Here is an 18,530-nt window from a genome sequence, read left to right as displayed (position 1 = left end):
TCAATCGCCTCGCTGCGCCGTCATCGGGGAGGCCGCGCAGATGTCGTAGTACTTCTTGTCGTCGTCGGTGACGAAGGGGAATGAGAACGTCGAATTGTCCCGCCTGTACTCGTCAAGAGCGTACGATTTCGGCACGGCTCCGACTCGGACCAGGCATTCGTGCATCAGCTCATCCATGTCTCTGTTGTCGGGATTGGTCTGCATGCTGATGCGAAGACGCCCCACAGACGAGACCCCTGAGGAGTCTTCGCATCCTGTGGCCAGCCGGTTTCCGGTTTCGGCGTCGTGAGACCCCAGATCGAAGGAATAGCTGCCATCCGGATTGTATTCCTTGACCGACATTCCTTCGCTCTCGAAGCACGCCTTCATCCGGGCGACGATCTCCGCCCACTCCTGGTCGGTGATCTTCTGATCGGCGATGACTCCCCGGATGAATGCGTCCTCGTTCTTCTGCCACGTCTGCGTGAAATCGCCCGCGAAAGGTCCGCTGAACGCAGGCTGCTCTCCGGAGGAACCTGTACTCGTCGATGGACTCGCCCCGGGCGTGCTGCACGACGTCAGCGTGAGGCATGCGAAGGTCGCCAGAACGACGGCCGCCTTCGCTGTATGAAACAGGCTTCGCAAGATCTGTTCTCTTCTGCCGGTTTCTCAGTAGCTGTACTTGAAGTAGAACGACTTCCGTCCAGACAAACCCGCGACGGTCTTCTCGACGTTCGCCCACACTTTCGCGACTTTGTCACCCGAGCGGTACACCGTGGAGTCGTTCACCCCACGGATGACACTCGACCGATGCCAGTTCGCGGGGTGATAGTAGTTCGAATACACATAGGAGACGCTGGCGGGCTCATACACGCCGTATCGCCATGTGCCGCCTTCGGGGTACTCCGTCGCCGCATTCGCCGCCGAAGCCGTCCCCAGAATGATCGCCACCGCCGCCGTCGTCGCCAGAGCCGCTTTCGAGAAGTTCCTCTTCTTCATGATTCCCGTTCGCCCCCAGACCGAGTACACCGTGCACTCGCCATGACCGTAGCCGACGGGGCGTCGCCTCAGCACGAGATTTCAATGGACATTCGTCCACAATTGCAAGACATTCGGCAGGCACAGCGTTACCAATGTCCAGTCTCGGCGATCTGCTGTCGGCAAAGATGCCCGTGAAAGGGAGGCGGCCTATGCGCAGACCGCGGTGCACGGGATTCGCTCGTCGGCACCCCGCTCGGAGCAGGGGCCGGAGGTTCGACACGGAACGACTACGCCCGGAAACAAGAAGAAGTCCTTGGTTTCCCAAGGACTTCTCTGGTGGACCTGAGGGGACTCGAACCCCTGACCCCCTGCATGCCATGCAGGTGCGCTACCAGCTGCGCCACAGGCCCAGACGCTGTTCGCGGCTTCCCGCGACAACTCATTCAGACTACAACATGCAGATCACGCCGCGCTAATCGGGACGCCGCATATGCGCCGCCGGGCGTGTCATGCGTACCTCGGGATCAGGCGGAGGGCAGCGCGCTGAACGCGTCGCGGATCGCGAGCACCAGCTGGCGGACCGCGGTAGACGGGCCGCGCGTGGACCCCTCCGACGACGTCGCCACGAGGATGGAGCGAACGAATGCCGGATCCTCGATCGGACGCAGGACGATCCCGGGATGGGATCCGCCGACCGCGAGACTGGGCAGCAGGCCTACCGCGAGACGGGCCGCGATCATCCCGAGCATCACCTGGAAGTCGTCCGTGCGGATCGCGACGTCGAGCGCGTGCCCCCGGGCGGCGAACGCGTCGATCACGATCGTGTCCATGGGGTCGTTCCCCGACGCGGCGAAGAGCCAGCGCTCCTGCCACAGCGTGAGCAGCGTCGGCACGTCGATCGGCCTCGGAGTCGCGAGCGGATGCCCGACGGGCAGGGCCAGCAGGAGCGGGTCGCGATGCACCTCTCTCGTGGCGACGTGCGCTCGGAACGGCAGTTCGTACCCCGGCACCGTGTACACGAGCGCGGCATCCAGACCCCCGCGATTGATCCGGTCCACGAGCGTCGGCACCTCCTCGAGCATCGCGTCGACCTCGATCCCGAGATCGTCGACGCGGGTGACGACCGATGGCAGGATCTTCGCGGCCGCCGTGGGGAAGGTTCCGAAGCGCAGTCGCACCCGCCCCATCGCGGTCAGCTCCCTGGCGTCCCGGATCGCGCGCTCCCCCAGGGTCAGGATCTCCTGCGCCCTCTCCAGCAGCAGTGATCCGACCGGGGTGAGCCGGCTGCCGCGCGACGAGCGGATCAGCACGGGCGAGCCGACGAGGCGTTCGAGGTTCTTGAGGTGGTAGTCGACGGTCGGCTGCCCCCAGCCGAGCCGTCGCGCGGCCGCCGTCACCGACCCCTCGGCATGCACGGCGCGAAGCGCTTCCAATTGACGCAGATCGAGCATCGAAACCAACCTCCTATGTCGGCAAGCGCCTCTTGTTGGCATCCCGTCACATACAGGATATGTGGGGCAGGAGAACTTCCGGGGATTCCTCCTCCGCTCGAAAGGCCGCACCATGGACCAATGCCGTTCCCCGAGCCCCTCACCCTCGACCCGTCCCCCGCCGCAACGTCCGGCTCGCCGATCGTGGATCCCCGCCACCTCGAGACCCCGTACGCCGACGCCCTGGAGTGGCACGCGGATCGGGCACCGATCCAGCTGATGGTCCCGGGACACGGCGGCGCCGGCCGCGGGATCAGCGCTCGTCTCGCCGAGTTCCTCGGCGAGCGCGTGCTGCAGCTCGACGTCCCCATGCTGCTGGAAGGCATCGATCTCGGCGAGGACTCGCCTCTCTCCCGGGCGCTCGACCTGGCCGCCGACGCCTGGGGCGCGCGCCGCACCTGGTTCCTCACGGGCGGCGCGTCTCAGGCCAACCGTGTCGCTGCTCTTGCCGTGCGCGGGCTCGGACCGGGGATCCTCTCCCAGCGCAGCGCCCACTCCAGCTTCAGCGACGGCGTCCTCACTGCGGGACTCACCCCGTCGTTCGTCCTGCCCTCGCTCGACGCACGGCACGGCATCGCCCACGGCGTCTCGCCCGCGGCGCTCGACGAGGCCATGACCTCGGCCGCACGCGACGGGCACGCCGCGAACGCCGTCTACGTCGTCTCGCCCAGCTACTTCGGCGCCGTCGCGGACATCGCCGGCCTCGCCAGGGTCGCCCATGCGCACGGCGCTCCGCTCATCGTGGATGGCGCCTGGGGCCCGCACTTCGGGTTCCACCCCGATCTGCCGGAGTCGCCCACCCGGCTCGGCGCCGACCTCGTCGTCTCGAGCACGCACAAGCTCGCCGGATCGCTCACCCAGTCGGCGATGCTGCATCTCGGGCACGGCCCGTTCGCCGACCGCATCGAGCCGCTGGTCGAGCGCGCGGTCACCCTCACCGCCTCGACCTCGTCCTCCGCCCTGCTGCAGGCCTCGCTCGACATCRCCCGCCACTCCCTGATGACCGGCGAGGAGCAGATCGGCCGTTCCATCGCCGCCACAGAGGCGTTCCGCGACGCGCTGCGCGAGGACCCGCGCTTCGCCGTCCTCAGCGACGGCTTCGATGCCTTCGAGGACATCGTCGCGGTCGACCCGCTGCGCGTTCCCATCGACGTCTCCGCCACGGGCGTGAGCGGACACTGGCTTCGTCAGCGCCTCATCGAGAGGGACGGCATCTACTTCGAGATGTCCACCGCGACCTCCCTCGTCGCGCTCATCGGCGCCGGGACGACGCCGGACCTCACGACCGCGCACCGGGCGCTCGCCGCCGCCGTCGATTCGGCGGACGCTCACGCGGAGCGCACCGCGGGCGACGGGGCCGCCTTCCCGGCGCTCCCGCCGTCGGGACCGCTGCGGATCCTGCCACGCGACGCGTTCTTCTCCGCCACCGAACTCGTCCCTGCCGCGGAAGCGGTCGGCCGCATCTCTGCCGACACCCTCGCCGCCTACCCCCCGGGGATCCCGAACGTCATCCCGGGCGAGCAGATCACGGCCGAGACCGTCGCGTTCCTCCAGGCGGTCGCCGTGTCGCCCAGCGGGTACGTCCGCGGCGCCGTGGACGCGCAGGTGTCTCGCTTCCGGGTGACGAGAGAAGACTGACCCAGGTTCCCGCGGCGCACCGCGTCGCGGGTCGGCCCCACCATTCGAAGGAGATTGGTCCATGCCCACCATTGCCCAGCAACTGCTGCGCCGGAAACCCACGACGCCGGTCGCGACCGGGGAGGTGCACCTGAAGAGGAGCATCGGCCTGTTCTCGCTGACCATGATCGGCGTCGGCGGAACCCTCGGCACCGGTATCTTCTTCATCCTTTCGCAGGCCGTACCGATCGCGGGCCCCGCCGTGATCTGGTCCTTCGTCATCGGCGGCGTCGTGGCGGGGCTCACCGCGCTCTGCTACGCGGAGATGGCCGGTGCCGTCCCGGTGTCGGGATCCACCTACTCCTATGCGTACGCGACCCTCGGCGAGGGCACCGCGATGGCGGTCGGCGCGTGCCTGCTCCTGGAGTACGGCGTCTCGACCGCGGCGGTCGCCGTCGGATGGTCCCAGTACGTCAACCAGCTGCTGCAGAACCTGTTCGGCTGGCAGATTCCCGTCGAGTTCTCGCAGGCGCCAGAGCAGGGCGGAATCGTGAACATCCCCGCCGTGATCGTGATCGTGCTCTGCGCGCTGCTGCTGATGCGCGGCGCCCGCGAGTCCACGCTCGTGAACAGCGTCATGGTGCTCGTCAAGATCGCGGTCGTGCTGTTCTTCTGCGCGGTCGCATTCACCGGCTGGAACACCGACCACTTCCACAACTTCGCCCCCGCCGGGTTCGCCGGCGTCGTCGGCGGAGCCGGCATCATCTTCTTCTCGTTCGTCGGGCTCGACGCGGTCTCCACCGCGGGAGACGAGGCGAAGAACCCGAAGCGCAACCTGCCGCTCGCGATCATGTTCGCGCTCGGGATCATCATCACGCTGTACGTGCTCACGTGCCTCGCCGCGCTCGGCGCTCAGGCGCCCGAGAAGTTCAAGAACCAGGAGGCCGGCCTCGCCGCGATCCTGCAGAACATCATCGGATCCACCTGGCCGGGCACCGTGGTCGCGATCGGGGCGATCATCTCGATCTTCTCGGTCACGCTGGTCTGCCTGTACGGGCAGACGCGCATCCTGTTCGCAATGTCCCGCGACGGGATGATTCCGCGGGTGTTCGCGAAGGTCAACCCGCGCACGATGACGCCGATCCCCAACACGGTGATCGTCATGATCGCGACCAGCGTCCTCGCCGCGGTCGTCCCGATCGGCTTCCTCGCGGAGATGACGAGCATCGGCACGCTCGTCGCGTTCCTGGTGGTGTCCCTCGGCGTGATCATCCTGCGCGTGCGCGAGCCGGAGCTGGAGCGGGGCTTCCGCCTCCCGCTCGGCTGGACGATCCCGATCCTGTCGATCCTCGGCTGCATCGCGATCATCAGCCAGCTGCGCACCGACACGATCCTCGTGTTCCTCGGCTGGACCGCCGTCTTCCTGATCTTCTACTGGTTCTACGGCCGTCGCCACTCCGCGCTGCAGGTCGGGCATCCCGTGATCGAGGCCGAGGCGCCGTTCACCACCAACGTCGCACAGCCCAGCACCGGAGCCGTACGCGAGGCGGCAGCCGCCCGTCGCAAGGCGGACCGGGGATGAGCCTTGTCGTCGGGCTGGATCCGGCCCACCGCTCCACGGCGGTACTGCATCTCGCAGCGATGCTGGCCCGCTCGGCCGACACCGACCTCGTCGCCGCCGCGGTGCTTCCGCAGACCTGGCCGCTGGCCGCGGGGAGCGCCGACGCGGAGTGGCGCGGCTATACGCGCGACACCGCGAACCTCGTGCTGGACCATGCTGCCGCCGTGCTGGGGGGCACCGTTCGCGCGGAGTACCTGGTGCATGAAGCGTCCTCCGCGCGGCGCGGGCTCGCCGAGCTCGCGGTCGAACGCGGCGCCGCCCTCATCGTGATCGGTTCCTCGTCCACCGCTCCCGTGGGCCGGATCGCTCTGGGATCGGAGAGCGACGCGCTGCTGCACGCATCGCCCGTGCCGGTTGCGATCGCCCCTCGCGGTTTCCGCGCCGCCGAGGGTGCCCGCGTGGCCCGGGTCACGGCGGCGTTCCGCGGGACCGACTCCTCCGGAGACCTCGTGCTCGGCGCAGCCGGCGTGGCCGCCGCGGTGGGCGCCGATCTGCGCATCGCCTCGTTCGCCGTCGTGCCGCCGGAATCCGGCACCTCTGGAGCAGGACGCGACGTCGAGCAGCGCATCGCCCTGCAGTGGACGGAGGACATCGAGCGTCAGGCGGGCGATCTGCTCGCGCGGGTGTCGCACCTCGAGGAGGCGCCACGGGTCGCGGGCACCGAGATCGGCGTGGGCGACGGCTGGGACTCCGCGATGGCGCAGGTCGAGTGGCGGGCCGACGAGGTGCTCGTGGTGGGGTCGAGCACGCTCGGGCCGATCGCTCGGGTGTTCCTGGGTTCGCACGCGGCGAAGGTCGTGCGCCACTCCCCCGTTCCGGTGGTCGTGGTGCCGCGCGGGGCCGCAGCCCCCGACCTCGATTGACCCACGGGTACGGCGGATCCCGATCTCCGCACGGCAGGGGCCGCAGCTCTCGAGCGGCGGCCCCTGCGTAGACTCCGAATCGAACGAAGGGCGATACCCATGCCGCACCCCCTGCTCGAACTCCTCCCCGCCGGCACCGGGGTCGATCCCGACGGCACCCTGCGGATCGGCGGGTGCCGTGTCGACGACCTCGCCCTCCAGTTCGGCACACCGGCGATCATCGTCGACGAGACGGCACTGCGCGCCCGTGCGCAGGAGTACCGCACCGCGCTGACCTCACGCCGCCCGAACTCCCGCGTGGTGTTCGCGTCGAAGGCGTTCCCGGCCACCGCCGTGCAGCGGGTCATGGTCGAGGAGGGCATCGGACTGGACGTCGCGGGCGGGGGCGAGATCCTCAGCGCGCTGCGCGCGGGCATCGACCCCGCACTGCTGGTCATGCACGGCAACGCGAAGACCACCGAAGAGCTGAGGATCGCGGTGGACGCCGGCGTCGGCCTTGTCGTCGTCGACAACTCCGACGACGTGGACCGCCTGGAGCAGCTGGTGCCGGAAGGTCGCGCCCAGGACGTGCTGGTGCGCGTGATCCCCGAGGTGGAGTCCTCCACGCATCCGCACGTGCAGACCGGCCAGGTCGGATCCAAGTTCGGCCTCACCGCCGCCGCCGCGAAGGCGCTCATCGCCCGGATCGAGGCGAGCCCGCGGCTGCGGATGCGCGGCGTGCACGCCCACGTCGGATCGCAGATCATGGATCCCGCTGAACTCGCCGCCGCCGTCGCACCTCTCGCCGCGCTCGGCACGTTCCCGGTCTACGACCTCGGCGGCGGGCTGGGAGCGCGCTACACGTACGACGAGCACCCCGCCTCGGTCGACGCCTACGTCGAGGCGCTGCTCGCCGCGGCGGCGGAGCACCTCCCCGCCGAGGCGGAGATCATCATCGAGCCGGGGCGCAGCATGGTGAACGCCTCGGCGCTGACCCTGTACACCGTGACCACCGTGAAGCGCGACGCCCGCACTTTCGTGGCGGTCGACGGCGGAATGGGCGACAACCTCGAGGTCGCCCTCTTCCAGCAGCGCTACGAAGCCGCGCTCGCCGAGCGCCTGCACGAGGACGCCGTGGAGGATGTCGTCGTGGTCGGCCGGCACTGCGAGTCGGGCGACGTGCTCATCGATCCCCTGCGCCTTCCCGAGGCCCGCGTCGGCGATCTGCTCGCCGTGCCCGCCACCGGCGCCTACACGCACACCATGGCCAACAACTACAACGGCTATCGCCGCCCGCCCGTGGTGTTCGTGCGCGACGGCGAGGCCAGAGCCGTGATCCGCCGCGAGACCTGGGACGACCTGTTCGCCCGCGATCTCTGAGCACCAGGGCGAAGGGCCTCGCTCGTGCCGAGGCAGAATGGCAGGATGCGCCTTCACGACCTGATCCGCGAACTGACCGCGATGCCGCCTTCTCCCGCGCGGGACGCTTACCTGCGGTTCGTGCGCGCCGGCGGCGATGACGCACTGCGCCGCGACGGCGGAGCGGAGCACCTCACGGGATCCTGCTTCGTGTTCTCCCCCGACTTCGCCCACGTGCTGCTGTGCTTCCATGGCAAGGGACGATTCTGGGTGCAGTTCGGCGGGCACGTCGAGCCGCAGGATCCATCGATCTCCGCAGCCGCGCAGAGGGAAGCGCGAGAGGAATCCGGCATCGACGACCTGCGCCTGCTCTCCACCGCGATCCTCGACCTCGACCGGCACGCGCTGCACGGGGGTTTCGCCTGCGCCGCGCACTGGGACGTCGGCTTCGCGGCCCTCGCGGATCCCGCTGCGCCGATCGTCGTCAGCGACGAGAGCGAGGACGTGCGCTGGTTCCGGGTCGACGCTCTGCCCGCGGAGGTGCCGGACGGCTTCGGAGAGCGCCTCCGCGCCGTCCGAGAAGCAGCCCGGCGTCTCCCGGTCGCCTGAGGACGAAGGCTCCCGGCGGCGCGGCCGCGCTCAGGCCGCGCGTGCCGCGGATCGTGCGACCGTGACCTGGATGCTCTTCATGAGCGGCTGATCGCTCTGCGCGCTGAAGTCGGCATGTCCGATCAGCACGTTCAGCTCCGGCATGTAGCCGGCCGCGCATCCCTGCGGAAGGTCGTAGGGCACCGCACGGAAGGCGCGCACGACACGGGTGGATCCGTCCTTCGAGGTCGATCGGATGTCGACGAGGTCCCCTTCCGCGATCCCCCTCGCGCGCATGTCCTCCGCGTGCAGGAAGATCAGCTCGCGCAGGTTCTTCACGCCGCGATAGCGGTCGTTGCTCGAGTAGATCGTCGTGTTCCACTGGTCGTGCGAGCGCATGGTCTGCAGCACCAGGGTCTCGGCGGAAGCGGGGATCACATCGGGAAGCGGGGCGAGCGAGAACTCCGCCTGCCCGGATTCCGTCTCGAACACGCGCTCGCGCGCGGGCTGCGGGATGCGGAAGCCGTGGCGGTTGCGGATCAGGTCGTTGAAGCCCTCGAAGCCGGGGAGGACCTGCGCCATGACGTCCCTGATGCGGTCGTAGTCGGCGATGTAGTCGTCCCAGGGGGTCTGCGACGCCGGCAATGTGGCTTTCGCGATCCCGGCGACGATCGCGGGTTCCGAGCGGAGGTAGGCCGAGGCCGGCCGTTTGCGTCCCACCGAGAGATGCACCATGCTCATCGCGTCCTCGACCGTGACGCCCTGCGGGCCGGCCTGCTGCTGGTCGCGTTCGGTGCGTCCGAGGCAAGGCAGGATCAGCGCCTTCTCGCCGTGGACGAGGTGGCTGCGGTTGAGCTTGGTGCTCACCTGCACCGTCAGCCGGCAGCGACTGAGCCCTTCGGCGGTGTACGCGGTGTCGGGGGCGGCGAGCACGAAGTTGCCTCCCATGCCGACGAAGACCTTGACCGTTCCGTCGTGCATGCCGCGGATCGTCTTGACCGTGTCCAGCCCGGGGTGGCGCGGAGGGTCGATGCGGCAGACCTCCGCGAGCCGATCCGTCCAGGCGGGCGGGCGATGGTCGATGCCGCACGTGCGGTTGCCCTGCACGTTGCTGTGGCCGCGCACGGGAGACGGCCCGGTCCCGGGGCGCCCCACGTTGCCGCGCAGCAGCAGCAGATTCACGATCTCGCGCACGGTGTCCACGCCGTGCTCGTGCTGGCTCACACCGAGGCACCAGCTGATGATGGTCCGCTCCGAGCCGAGGTAGATCGCCGCGGCTTCGCGGATCTGCGCCTCGCTGAGTCCGGACTGGCGCACGAGTTCCGCCCAGGGCGTGGCGTCGACGAGCGCCCGGTAATCCTCGAGTCCGTTCGTGTACGCGCGGAGGAATGCGGAGTCGAGGACGGCGGGATCCGTCTCGGCCGCCTCGAAGACGACCTTGGCCATCCCGCGGATGAGCGCCAGATCGCCGCCGAGCCGCACCTGCAGGTTCATCGTGCTCGTGGCAGTGCTCTTGAACAGGGCCATGTCGACGAAATCGTGCGGCACGATCGTCCGCGTCGCCCCGACCTCCACGAGCGGGTTCACATGCACCACCTGCGCGCCCCGACGAACAGCGTCCGACAGCGCCGTCAGCATGCGCGGAGCATTCGACGCGGCGTTCACGCCGAGGACGAAGAGCGCGTCGCACTCCTCCCAGTCGCGCAGATCCGCCGTGCCCTTGCCCGTGGCCAGAGACGCCTTGAGCGCGCGCCCCGAGGCCTCGTGGCACATGTTCGAGCAGTCAGGGAGGTTGTTGGTGCCGTACTCGCGGACCATGAGCTGATAGAGGAAGGTCGCCTCGTTGCTCAGGCGGCCCGAGGTGTAGAAGCTGGCCTCGTCCGGACTGGCGAGGCCGCGCAGCTCATCGCCGATGAGGGCGAACGCGTCGTCCCAGGAGATCGGCACGTACGTGTCGCTCGCGGCGTCGTAGCTCATCGGCTCGGTGAGGCGCCCCTCATCCTCGAGGTCGAAGTCGGTCCATTCCGACAGCTCCGCGACCGTGTGCGCCGCGAAGAACTGCCGGTCGACGCGCTTGTGCGTCATCTCCCACGTGACGTGCTTGATCCCGTTCTCGCAGATGTCCAGGCGCAGGTTGCCCGGATCGTCCGGCCAGGCGCAGCCTGGGCAGTCGTATCCCGATGCGCCGTGGTTCATGATGAGCATCGCGCCGGAGCCTGCGATCGGCTCGCGCTCGCGCAGCAGCACCTGCCCGACCGACTTCGCCGCACCCCAGCCCGCGGCCGGGTGGCGGTAGGGCTTCCGCGACCAGGCCGCCGTCGTGCGCGGTCCGTAGCCGCCCTGCCTCGGCTCGTCCGGCATGAGTCCGAAGGCCGTTCCTCCGCGCGCGTCCACGTCGTCGCTCATCGCTCTCCCCGTCCTTCCCGCACGGGCTCCTCGCCCTGCGTCACCGCATCGATCAGCACGCGATGCGCATGCGCGTACACGTTCATGGATCGTCCTCGCACGAAGCCGATCAGCGTCAGACCCGTCTCCTCGGCGAGCTCCGCCGCCAGCGAGGACGGCGCGGAGACCGCCGAGAGGATCGGGATCCCGGCCATGACGGCCTTCTGCACGAGCTCGAAGCTCGCCCGTCCCGATACCTGCAGCACGGTCGAGCGCAGCGGGAGCCGCCCCTCCTGGAGCGACCAGCCGACCACCTTGTCCACGGCGTTGTGCCTGCCCACGTCCTCCCGGATCACGAGCAGCTCACCGCTGACGGCGTCGAAGAGCGCGGCGGCGTGCAGCCCCCCGGTCTTGTCGAACGCGGCCTGTTCGGCGCGCAGCCGGTCCGGCAGCTCCGCGATCCATCCCGCCTCGACCTGCACGTCGTCCTGCGCGACATCGTGGTGGGACACCGTCCGCACGGCGTCGATGCTGGCCCTGCCGCACACGCCGCACGAACTGGTCGTGTAGAAACGGCGCGCCTCGTCGGCGCCGGGCAGTCGCACCCCCGGAGCGAGCGACGTGTCCAGCACGTTGTAGGTGTTCTCGGCGCCGCCGGTCCCGGGGCCGCCGCAGTGGATCGCCGCACGGAAGTCGGACCGCTCCGCGATCACGCCCTCAGAGACGAGGAATCCGATCGCGAGCTCGACGTCATGACCTGGGGTGCGCATCGTGACGGCGAGCGGCGCACCGCCGATCCGGATCTCCAGCGGTTCCTCGACCGCGAGCGTGTCGGCGCGACGATGCACGCCCTCCCCCAGGGCGATCCGGGTGACCGGCCGCAGCGTCGTGATCCGTCCCACGGCTCGACCCTACTCGCGGATCCCGGATCCTCGCCGGATCAGTCCCGCTCGGCGGGCACCGCGAGCGGCGCAGGCTCGGCGATCGGCACCACGGGGCAGTCCTTCCAGAGGCGCTCCAGGCCGTAGTAGGTGCGCTCCTCCTCGTGGAAGACGTGCACGATGAGGTCTCCGAAGTCGAGCAGGACCCAACGGGCCTCGCTGCGTCCCTCGCGGCGCACGCGCTTGTGGCCCGCCTCGATCATCCTGTCCTCGACCTCGTCGGCGATCGCGGCGACGTTGCGCTCGCTGTTGCCGGTGACGAGGAGGAAGATGTCGACGAGCGGCAGCGGCTCTGACACGTTCAGCGCGAGCAGATCCTCTCCGCCCTTGGAACGGGCCGCGTCGGCGGCGATCTGCAGCATGTCTGCGGCGGACGGCGACTGCATCATGAAGAGAACGCTCCTGTGGTGATGGCGACGATGAGCGCGCCGACCAGGGCGACGGCGAGAGCGCCGGCGGTGATGGTCAGAGCGAGCATGAGCTTGTTGCCCTTTTCGGGCTCGGGCGGGCGGATGACCTCGCCGGCGGGCTTGATCGTGCCGATCGCCGCGCTCGCGGCGATCGGAGTGGGAGAGGACGCGGGCGCGAGCTCGCCGTCGACGAGCACGGCGTCGACTTCCTTGCCGTCGGCGACGCCGTCGGCGTGGCCTCGCGAACCGAGACCGGAAGGAAGGTCGTAGCTGCCGGTGACCAGGATCTCGCCGGTGGAGGCGACGGGTCCCGACAGCGACAGACCGGCGGGCGCCTGCTGGAAGATCAGCGCGTTCGGCGCGGCGTGGTGCGACCCGGTGGAGTCGCCGATCAGCGCGTCGAAGGAGTCGACCTGCGTGGTGCGCGCCTGCTCGGCGAGCACGCGCTCGCCGAAACCGGCGTTGAGCGTGGACGCGGAACCGGCTGCGGGCTGCGGAACGGGGCGCGGCGCGACCTCGGCGGGCGCGGCCGGAGCCGGGGCGGCGGGGGCCTGCGGAGCCTCAGAGGCGGAGTCCGCCGCTGCGGACCAGAGTGCCGTCTGTTCGGACGAGAAGGGCAGGCTCACCGGGCCGGCATCGGGCGCGGGCGTGGGGCCCGTGGCCGGAACGGCGGGCAGCAGCGAGGCGGAGGCCGAGTCGGCCGGACGGGCGTCTTCGACGGTCCTGGGCGCTGCGGAGACGGGATCCGCATGCCACGTGCGTCCGGTCTCCTCCTCGGCGCGCATGACCGAGGAGACCGACACCGGGGCGACGCCCTGCTCGGCGTCGTCGACGCCGTCCTGCTCGTCAGGCACCGCGCCCGACACGGCGGCCGTGGCGGATTCGAATGAACGGCGTCGGCTCGGGTAGCTGGGCCGCGGCACGTCCGTGATCATCTCGGATGCGTCGGGAGCCGTCGACGCACTCCGCGCGGGCTCGGGCGTGGCAGGCGACGCAACGGGGACCGCCGGCGGCGCGAACGAAGGGGCCGGTGCGGCGGGGGCCGCGGAGTGGTCCAAGGCAGCAGGCGCGGTCGCACTCGGCGTGTCCTGCGCGGACGGATCGGACACCGGCAGTACGCCGGTGCGGACCCGCTCCTGCTCGCGCTTCTGGCGACGCGTGAGCGGCTCTTCCTCCTCGGCGGAGTCCTGCGGTTCGAGGGCGGCGGGCGCAGGAACCTCAGCGGCAGGCGCGGGAACCTCTGCAGCCGGATCGACGGCGGGGGCATCGGCGACGGGCTCGGCCTCGGGTGCGGTCGCGGCGGCGATGCTCTGCTGGCGCGCCGCCTCGGCCTCCTCCGGCGTGACGATCGGGGTCGATCCGGTGAGGCGTGCCTCCCGCAGCTGCTTGCGGGTCAGCTGGCCGTGCTCGTGCTGATCCGATGTGCTCATGACGTGCTCCGATAAAGATGATGCTTCGCGATGTACTGGACCACACCGTCCGGCACCAGGTACCAGACGGGATCCCCCTCGCTGACGCGGGATCGGCAATCTGTCGACGAGATCGAGAGGGCGGGGACTTCCAATTGGCTGACGTTGTCGCTGGGCAGACCGTCCGTGCTCAGCACGTGACCTGGTCGGGAAACCGCGACGAAGTGGGCCAGTTCCCACAGTTCATCATGATCCCTCCAGCTGAGAATCTGCGCTACGGCGTCTGCGCCGGTGATGAAGAAGAACTCCGCATCGGGGCGCTGGGCCTTCAGATCCCGCAGCGTGTCGATCGTGTAGGTCGGTCCCTCGCGATCGATATCCACGCGGCTGACGGTGAACGACGGGTTGGAGGCCGTCGCGATGACCGTCATCAGATAGCGATGCTCGCTGTCCGACACGCCGCTCTTCTGCCAGGGCTGGCCCGTGGGCACGAAGACGACCTCGTCCAGTCCGAACGAGTGCGCCACTTCGCTGGCTGCAACGAGGTGACCGTGATGGATGGGGTCGAAGGTTCCGCCCATCACGCCGATCCGCGGCGCCGGAGTGGTCGTCATCGGATCAGCTCAGTGACCGTGGCCGGCCCCGTGTCCTTCGTGACCATGCTCCGCGGCCCACGCCTGCGCCTTGCGGTCGTGGCGGTTGGCGACGTTGCGGTAGGAGAGCGCGACCAGGCCGAGCAGCGCGAACACGCCGGCGGCGATCAGACCGAACGGAAGGGTCTCCAGCGCCACGTTGCCGTGGTGCTCGGTGGTCTCTGCGGCGGTCTGCACGAGCTGTGCGACGAGGTTCATCGATTCTCCAGAGTGATCAGGGTGGATCTCAGCTCCTCAGTCTAGCCCTCAGGCGCGTGTCTGCCCCGCCCCGCGCGCAAGCCACTTGGTGCTGGTCAGCTCGGCGAGTCCCATCGGCCCCCTGGCGTGCAGCTTCTGCGTGGAGATGCCCACCTCGGCGCCGAACCCGAACTCGCCGCCGTCCGTGAAGCGCGTCGACGCGTTCGCCATCACGACGGCCGAGTCGACCTCGGCGAGGAAGCGCTCGATCGCGAGGGCGTCGGTGCTGATGATCGACTCGGTGTGCCCCGTGCTGTACTGCCGGATGTGCGCGAGCGCGTCGTCGAGATCGTCCACCACGCGCATCGACAGGTCGAGGCTCATGTGCTCGGTGGCCCAATCCTCGTCCGTCGTCGGGACCGCTGCGGGAACGAGGCGGCGGACGTCCGCGTCGCCGTGGATCGTGACCCCCTGCGCGATCAGGGCCTCAGCGACCTCTGGCACGAGTCGGTCGGCGGCTGCTCGGAGCACCAGGACGGTCTCCACGGCGTTGCACACGCTGGGGCGCTGCACCTTCGCGTTCACGACGATGTCGCGCGCCCAGTCCAGCGGCGCGGTCTCGTCCAGCACGATGTGCACCACGCCTGCGCCCGTCTCGATCACGGGGACGGTCGATTCAGTCACGACGGTCTCGATCAGCCCGGCGCTGCCGCGGGGCACGAGCACGTCGATGAGACCGCGCGCGTGCATCATCGCGGTGGCGCCGGCGCGACCGAAGTCGTCCACCGTCTGGATCGCCTCTGCGGTCACCCCTGCCCCGGCGAGAGCGTCGCGCATGATGCGCACGAGCACGGTGTTGCTCTCCTTGGCCGCGCTCCCGCCGCGCAGCACGGCGGCGTTGCCCGATCGCAGCGCGAGCGCGGCGATGTCGACCGTGACGTTGGGGCGCGCCTCGTAGATCGCGCCGACCACGCCGAAGGGCACCCGCACCTGCTCGAGGGCGACGCCGTTGGGCATGCGATGCCCGCCGACGACGCGGCCGACGGGATCGGGCAGGGCGGCGACTTCGCGCACCGCGGCCGCCAGCGCGTCGATCCGCTTCTCGTCCAGGCGCAGCCGGTCAAGGAGACCGTCGCCGATGCCGTCCTCCGCACCGCGCGCGAGGTCGCGGGCATTGGCGGCGACGATGTCCGCCGATGAAGCCGAGAGCGCGTCCGCGATGGCGTGCAGGGCGGCGAGCTTGCCGGCGCTCGTGAGCCGCGCGATCTCGCGGGACGCCTCCTTGGCGGCACGCATCCGCGTCTCGGGCGAATCCGGCACGTCCTGCGCGGAGGCGTCTGCGGGCACGGCGAAGTCGGCGATCACGGTGGACATGCGGTCAGTGTACCCACGCGTCGCACCCCCGAGGCCCGGATGACGCAATCAGACCGCGGGCTCGAACCAGGTGCCGATCTCGGCGCCTGCGAGCGCCTCTGCGACCAGATCCGCGCTGGTCACCAGCACCCCGATGCCGCTCGCGGCGGCCAGGCGGGCCGCGGAGACCTTGGTCGCCGCTCCCCCGGTGCCGACGCCGTTCACGACGGTCGCACCGAACTCGAGGCCGGACAGGTCGGCACCAGCCGCGACGATGTCGAGCGGTTCGGCGGCGGGGTCGGACGGTGGCCGGGTGTAGAGGGACTCCACATCGCTGAGCAGCACGAGCGCATCGGCTCCGGTCAGCTGCGCCACCAGCGCGCCGAGCCGGTCGTTGTCGCCGAAGCGGATCTCCTGGGTGGCCACGGTGTCGTTCTCGTTCACGATCGGCAGCACGCGCAGGCCGAGCAGGCGTTCCATGGCGCGGCGCGCATTGCTGCGCGAGGTCGGATGCTCCAGGTCGCCCGTGGTCAGCAGCACCTGCCCCGCCACGATGCCGTGCGGGCGCAGGGCCTCCTGGTAGCGGTAGATCAGCAGGTTCTGCCCGACGGCGGCGGCAGCCTGCTGCGTGGCGAGGTCGGTCGGCCGCGCATCGAGCTGCAGGAACGGGATACCGGTCGCGATCGCACCGGAGGACACCAGGACGATCTCAGTGCCGCGCGCGTGCGCCGCTGCGAGCGCCTCCACGAGCACCGGGATCCGCCAGGCCGCCTCACCGCTGATCGAGGAGGATCCGACCTTGACGACGATGCGCGCCGCGGTCGGCAGATCCTCCCGGGTCAGCGCCGTCATCCGACGTCCTCGCTGCCGGCTTCCTCCCCTGCTGCGGCGCCCCTGGCGAGGCGCTGCTCCTCGAGCTCGGCTCGGGCGGCCGCCTTCGCGTCCATGCGCTCGTGATACCGCTCACGACGCTCGTTCGTGGTGCGGCGGGTGTTCGGATCGAAGCGCGAATCCAGACCGCGCGGCGAGGTGATGAGCTCGGCCGCGGAGGACATCTGCGGCTCCCAGTCGAACACGATGCTCTCCCCGGCGCCGATGACGACGGTGGATCCGCGTTCGGCGCCCAGGCGGAAAAGCTCGTCCTCGACGCCGAGCTTCTCGAGCCGGTCGGCGAGGTAGCCCACGGCCTCCTCGTTCTGGAAGTCGGTCTGCTGCACCCAGCGCACCGGCTTGTCGCCGAGGATCCGGTACACGTTGCCGTAGCTGCCGCCCTCGACGCGGATCTCGAACTCGCGCTTCGAGCCGCGGGGCCGGATCACGACGAGCTCCTTGGGAGCCGCGGCGGCCGCGGCCAGCTCTGCGCGGTGCGCGTCGACGATCTCGCCGAGCGCGAAGGTCAGCGGTCGCAGCCCCTCGTGCGACACGGTGGAGATCTCGAAGACGCGGAAGCCGCGCTCCTCGAGCTCGGGACGCACGAAGTCGGCGAGCTCGCGCGCCTCCGGCACATCGATCTTGTTGAGCGCGACCACCTGCGGGCGTTCCAGCAGCGGGATCTGCCCCTCCGGCACCTCATAGGCGCCGAGTTCGGCAAGGATCACGTCGAGGTCGCTGAGCGGGTCGCGGCCGGGCTCGAGCGTGGCGCAGTCGAGCACGTGCAGGAGAGCGGAGCAGCGCTCCACGTGCCGCAGGAACTGGAGACCGAGGCCGCGGCCCTCGCTCGCGCCCTCGACCAGGCCCGGCACATCGGCCACGGTGTAGCGCGACTCCCCCGCCTGCACGACACCGAGGTTCGGATGCAGCGTGGTGAAGGGGTAGTCCGCGATCTTCGGCCGCGCGGCGGAGATCGCCGCGATCAGGCTCGACTTGCCGGCGGACGGATAGCCGACCAGCGCCACGTCGGCGACGGTCTTGAGCTCGAGCACGACGTCGCCCTCGAAACCGGGCGTGCCCAGCAGTGCGAAACCGGGCGCCTTGCGCTTCGGCGTCGCGAGCGAGGCGTTGCCGAGGCCGCCGTGACCGCCCGCGGCGACCACGAAGCGCTCGCCGGGGGTCACCATGTCGGCCAGTACTTCGCCGTCCGGGCCCTTCACGACCGTCCCCACGGGCACGGGCAGTTCGAGGTCCTCACCGTCGTAGCCGGAGCGGTGGTCCCCCATGCCGAAGCCGCCGTTCTGGGACGTGCGGTGCGGCGAGTGGTGGTACGAGAGCAGCGTGCCGGTCTGCGGGTCGGCTACGAGCACGATGTCGCCGCCGTCGCCGCCCTTGCCGCCGTCCGGGCCGCCCAAAGGCTTAAACTTCTCGCGGTGCACGGACACGCAGCCGTTGCCGCCCTTGCCCGCGCGCAGGTGCAGCGTCACCCTGTCGACGAACGTGACCATGCGGATCCTCCTGGATTGGGGGCGGGACGGGATGTGCCCGGAAATGGGGAAACGGGGCGAGCCGAAGCCCGCCCCGTTGCCGAAGTTGTCTGCTGCGTTACTCGGCAGCTGCGACGATGTTGACGACCTTGCGGCCGCCCTTCGCGCCGAACTCGACCGCACCGGCGGAGAGGGCGAACAGCGTGTCGTCGCCGCCACGGCCGACGTTCACGCCGGGGTGGAAGTGCGTGCCGCGCTGACGGACGAGGATCTCGCCGGCGCTGACGGTCTGGCCGCCGAAGCGCTTCACGCCGAGTCGCTGTGCGTTGGAGTCACGACCGTTGCGGGTCGAGCTCGCACCCTTTTTG

General features: G+C 70.0%; 18 protein-coding genes and 1 tRNA gene. 5 read left to right on the top strand and 14 right to left on the bottom strand.

What is annotated here, in order from left to right:
- From AC1DG4_RS14930 to AC1DG4_RS14915, 4 genes are all read right to left on the bottom strand, one after another.
- Positions 1-624 carry a hypothetical protein gene (locus tag AC1DG4_RS14930; RefSeq protein ID WP_477378795.1) on the bottom strand — a complete coding sequence of 208 codons (624 nt, stop codon included), beginning with the start codon at positions 622-624 and terminating at the stop codon, positions 1-3.
- A gap of 24 nt (positions 625-648) precedes the next feature.
- Positions 649-978 carry a lactococcin 972 family bacteriocin gene (locus tag AC1DG4_RS14925; RefSeq protein WP_477378794.1) on the bottom strand — a complete coding sequence of 110 codons (330 nt, stop codon included), beginning with the start codon at positions 976-978 and terminating at the stop codon, positions 649-651.
- A gap of 316 nt (positions 979-1,294) precedes the next feature.
- A tRNA-Ala gene (locus tag AC1DG4_RS14920) sits at positions 1,295-1,370 on the bottom strand.
- A 114-nt stretch (positions 1,371-1,484) separates the two neighbouring features.
- Positions 1,485-2,411, bottom strand: a complete 927-nt coding sequence (locus AC1DG4_RS14915; protein WP_477378792.1) for a LysR family transcriptional regulator — start codon at positions 2,409-2,411, stop codon at positions 1,485-1,487.
- Between the two features lie 120 nt (positions 2,412-2,531).
- Between AC1DG4_RS14915 and AC1DG4_RS14910 the strand changes: the two genes are divergently transcribed.
- From AC1DG4_RS14910 to AC1DG4_RS14890, 5 genes are all read left to right on the top strand, one after another.
- The gene (locus tag AC1DG4_RS14910; RefSeq protein WP_477421315.1) at positions 2,532-4,088 is read left to right on the top strand and encodes an aminotransferase class I/II-fold pyridoxal phosphate-dependent enzyme; all 1,557 of its coding nucleotides are present in this window, start codon (positions 2,532-2,534) and stop codon (positions 4,086-4,088) included.
- A gap of 61 nt (positions 4,089-4,149) precedes the next feature.
- Positions 4,150-5,649 carry an amino acid permease gene (locus AC1DG4_RS14905; protein WP_477378788.1) on the top strand — a complete coding sequence of 500 codons (1,500 nt, stop codon included), beginning with the start codon at positions 4,150-4,152 and terminating at the stop codon, positions 5,647-5,649.
- Entirely contained in the window at positions 5,646-6,551 is a 906-nt protein-coding gene (locus AC1DG4_RS14900; RefSeq protein WP_477378786.1) for a universal stress protein, read from the top strand. Before AC1DG4_RS14905 ends, AC1DG4_RS14900 begins: the two co-directional genes overlap by 4 nt.
- A gap of 99 nt (positions 6,552-6,650) precedes the next feature.
- A complete protein-coding gene (gene lysA / locus AC1DG4_RS14895) occupies positions 6,651-7,910 on the top strand; it encodes a diaminopimelate decarboxylase (RefSeq protein ID WP_477378785.1) in 1,260 nt (419 codons plus the stop codon).
- A 45-nt stretch (positions 7,911-7,955) separates the two neighbouring features.
- On the top strand, positions 7,956-8,498 hold the full coding sequence (locus tag AC1DG4_RS14890; RefSeq protein ID WP_477378783.1) for an NUDIX hydrolase: 543 nt from the start codon (positions 7,956-7,958) through the stop codon (positions 8,496-8,498).
- Between the two features lie 30 nt (positions 8,499-8,528).
- Here the strand turns inward: AC1DG4_RS14890 and AC1DG4_RS14885 are convergent, their stop codons facing one another.
- The 10 genes from AC1DG4_RS14885 to rpmA form a co-directional block, all read right to left on the bottom strand.
- A complete protein-coding gene (locus AC1DG4_RS14885) occupies positions 8,529-10,883 on the bottom strand; it encodes an FdhF/YdeP family oxidoreductase (protein ID WP_477378781.1) in 2,355 nt (784 codons plus the stop codon).
- Positions 10,880-11,764: a formate dehydrogenase accessory sulfurtransferase FdhD gene (fdhD, locus tag AC1DG4_RS14880; protein ID WP_477378779.1), complete on the bottom strand. Its 885-nt coding sequence runs from the start codon at positions 11,762-11,764 to the stop codon at positions 10,880-10,882. Before fdhD ends, AC1DG4_RS14885 begins: the two co-directional genes overlap by 4 nt.
- A gap of 38 nt (positions 11,765-11,802) precedes the next feature.
- The gene (gene rsfS / locus AC1DG4_RS14875) at positions 11,803-12,192 is read right to left on the bottom strand and encodes a ribosome silencing factor (protein ID WP_477378777.1); all 390 of its coding nucleotides are present in this window, start codon (positions 12,190-12,192) and stop codon (positions 11,803-11,805) included.
- Complete coding sequence (locus AC1DG4_RS14870) at positions 12,189-13,643, bottom strand: hypothetical protein (protein WP_477378775.1); 1,455 nt, start codon at positions 13,641-13,643, stop codon at positions 12,189-12,191. The genes rsfS and AC1DG4_RS14870 overlap by 4 nt, the downstream gene beginning before the upstream one ends.
- Positions 13,640-14,236 carry a nicotinate-nucleotide adenylyltransferase gene (gene nadD, locus AC1DG4_RS14865; RefSeq protein ID WP_477378773.1) on the bottom strand — a complete coding sequence of 199 codons (597 nt, stop codon included), beginning with the start codon at positions 14,234-14,236 and terminating at the stop codon, positions 13,640-13,642. Before nadD ends, AC1DG4_RS14870 begins: the two co-directional genes overlap by 4 nt.
- A gap of 9 nt (positions 14,237-14,245) precedes the next feature.
- Positions 14,246-14,473 carry a hypothetical protein gene (locus AC1DG4_RS14860; protein WP_045272563.1) on the bottom strand — a complete coding sequence of 76 codons (228 nt, stop codon included), beginning with the start codon at positions 14,471-14,473 and terminating at the stop codon, positions 14,246-14,248.
- A 48-nt stretch (positions 14,474-14,521) separates the two neighbouring features.
- On the bottom strand, positions 14,522-15,748 hold the full coding sequence (locus AC1DG4_RS14855) for a glutamate-5-semialdehyde dehydrogenase (protein WP_477379328.1): 1,227 nt from the start codon (positions 15,746-15,748) through the stop codon (positions 14,522-14,524).
- A gap of 126 nt (positions 15,749-15,874) precedes the next feature.
- Positions 15,875-16,657 carry a glutamate 5-kinase gene (gene proB, locus AC1DG4_RS14850; protein ID WP_477378771.1) on the bottom strand — a complete coding sequence of 261 codons (783 nt, stop codon included), beginning with the start codon at positions 16,655-16,657 and terminating at the stop codon, positions 15,875-15,877.
- On the bottom strand, positions 16,654-18,183 hold the full coding sequence (obgE, locus tag AC1DG4_RS14845) for a GTPase ObgE (protein ID WP_477378769.1): 1,530 nt from the start codon (positions 18,181-18,183) through the stop codon (positions 16,654-16,656). Before obgE ends, proB begins: the two co-directional genes overlap by 4 nt.
- Positions 18,184-18,280: 97 nt before the next feature.
- On the bottom strand, positions 18,281-18,530 hold a 250-nt coding region (rpmA, locus tag AC1DG4_RS14840; protein WP_477421314.1), incomplete at its 5' end, for a 50S ribosomal protein L27.

The organism is Microbacterium sp. 05N427 (assembly GCF_056397105.1).
The sequence above is the reverse complement of the archived record's forward strand: the minus strand, read 5'-3'. Positions and strand labels throughout refer to the sequence as shown.